The following is a 710-nucleotide window of genomic DNA, read 5'->3' on the forward strand; positions in this document are numbered from 1 at the left end:
GTTTTATGCGCCTGCTCGGGTTTGAGACCGATGGCGGCGAGGATGTTGTCGAGAAGCGTGCCGACGTCGCCGCTAAACAGCGTACCGTGCAGGCTGTCTTCGGTGGACGGGCAAATGCTGACCACCATGATTTCAGACGGCCTGATGGTTACGTCAAGACGGGGCAGATTGTCTGAATGCGCGGCTTTTTCTGTTTTTGCCGGTGTTTCGGCAATGGCTTTGGGTGTTGCTTCGGGAACGCGGACAGCAGGTTTAGCCGTTTGCGCAGTGGCAATGGCGGCAGTGCGTGCCTGATGGGCTCCTGCGGATAAAGTGCGCACGGCTTGCGCGGTATCGGCAGCAATGGTTTTGGGGCGGACGGGCGCGGCTGCGGCTTGAGGCGCAGCATGGATGATTTTGGCGTTTCGGTTCAGCCACATCGGGCCCAAGCCCAAGGCTTCGTGCAGGTGCAGGTAGCGGCTGCTTAACATGATTTCTCCATCAATACGGCATCTTCGCTGCCACCGTCGGGCAGGGCGTAGTAGTTTTTGCGGCGGCCGCAGGTTTGGAAGCCGTGTTTGCGGTAGAGCTGTTGCGCGGTTTCATTGCTTGCACGGACTTCGAGCAGCAATCGGGTTGTGCCTTGCTGTTGCACCGTGTTTTGCCAGTGTTGCAACAGGACGGACGCAATGCCTTGGCGGCGGTATTCGGGCGCGACGGCAATCAGGTGC

General features: G+C 59.3%; 1 protein-coding gene and 1 pseudogene. Both read right to left on the bottom strand.

What is annotated here, in order from left to right:
* Nucleotides 1-470 (bottom strand): annotated as a pseudogene (locus ACTHUM_RS16670) (uracil-DNA glycosylase family protein); the annotation flags it as partial.
* The coding region (locus ACTHUM_RS16675; protein WP_440403515.1) for a GNAT family N-acetyltransferase at nt 464-710 on the bottom strand (247 nt) is incomplete at its 5' end. The gene ACTHUM_RS16675 and the pseudogene ACTHUM_RS16670, both read right to left, overlap by 7 nt.

The sequence above is a fragment of the Neisseria sp. P0021.S006 genome (assembly GCF_051956895.1).